1 protein-coding gene is annotated in these 1,300 nt (G+C 76.2%); it reads right to left on the reverse strand.

Going from position 1 to position 1,300, the window contains the following annotated elements; all coding sequences use genetic code 11:
• Positions 1–72 precede the first annotated feature (72 nt).
• Positions 73–1,191, reverse strand: coding sequence for a HesA/MoeB/ThiF family protein (locus HGA02_RS19640; protein ID WP_168681083.1), 1,119 nt, complete (start codon positions 1,189–1,191; stop codon positions 73–75).
• Between the last annotated feature and the right edge of the window lie 109 nt (positions 1,192–1,300).

A 1,300-nucleotide genomic window follows, 5' to 3' on the forward strand; every position in this document is an offset into this window, starting at 1 on the left:
GGTCGTCGTCGTGCCACCCTCCGGGCGCGGCCGCGCGGCCTCGGCGGTCGGCGTCGTCGTCATCGTCGGACCTCAGGCCGCGGCGCGCGGCGCGCGAGCCGGAGCCGTGGCGCACACCGGGCAGTCCGGGTCGGCCGGCCACTGGTCGGTGCGGGTCGCGCAGTCGCCACCGAGGTCCAGGAGCTGGTAGCGGCCGGCCGCCGCGGGCGGCGTCAGGCCGGTGAGGTAGCGCATCGCCTCCATCGCGACGAGCCCGCCGAGCACCTGCGCGACCGGCCCGATCCCGCGGTTGCGGTGCTCCTGGCGCAGCACGAGCGGCCACTCCATCGCGACCCGGTCGACGCCTTCGGCGAGCCGCTCGCGGTGCCGCACGAGGCACTCCTGGCAGGCGCTGACGCCCGGGTCGACCGACCAGTAGAGCCCCTGCGTGTAGGCGAGCCCGCCGCGCACGAGCGGCACGCCCGCGGCGACGCACGCGCCGTTGACCCAGCGGTCGATCTCCGCGGGGTCGTCGATCGCGTGCACCACGAGGTCGGGACGGAACCGCCGCAGCAGGTCCGCGACGTCCTCCTCGGAGTCGACGCGTCGGCGCTCGGCGGTGACGCGCAGCGACGGGTCGAACGCGCGCAACCAGTCGGCCACGCGCTCGGCCTTCGGCTGCCCGACCTCCGCCTCGGTGTACGTGAACTGGCGCGCGAAGTTGCGCAGCTCCACCAGGTCCTGGTCGACGACCGTGAGCGTGCCCACGCCGAGCCCCGCGAGGCTCATGAGCGCGGCCGACCCGAGGCCACCCGCCCCCAGGACGAGCACGTGCGCGGCGCGCAGGCGGCGCTGCGGCTCCTCGCGCGGGACGTCGAGCGTCGTGAACGCGTCGAACCAGAACAGGTTGCTCGCGTAGCGCTCGCGGTCGTGCGCGTCGAACGTCTCGGGGGCGGCCGCGTCCTCGAGCCAGCCGAGGCCGTCGAGCTGACGGACGACGGTCGTGACGTCGTCGTCCGAGGTGGCGAAGCCCTGCGCCCCGAGCGCCGCGGCGAGGGCGGGGACGTCGCGCGTCCCGTCGAGCAGCAGCCGCAGGAGCGCCAGGACCCGGCCGTCCGGGTCGGCGACCCGCACGCGAGCCTTCGGGTCGAGGCTGACGATCAGCTCGCCGTCGTGGGCGAGGCACGTGAGCGACTTGAGTCGGGGAACCATGACGTCCTCGTTCGGGTCCAGAGGGTGGCGGCGCGGGCTGCCGATGCGGGTCGAGCGCAGGCCGCGTGCGGTCGTCGGGCGCGGGCCGCCTGCGGGCGTCGGGCGCGGG

Origin of the sequence: Cellulomonas septica, from assembly GCF_012396155.1 — a bacterium.
Classification (GTDB): domain Bacteria; phylum Actinomycetota; class Actinomycetes; order Actinomycetales; family Cellulomonadaceae; genus Cellulomonas; species Cellulomonas septica.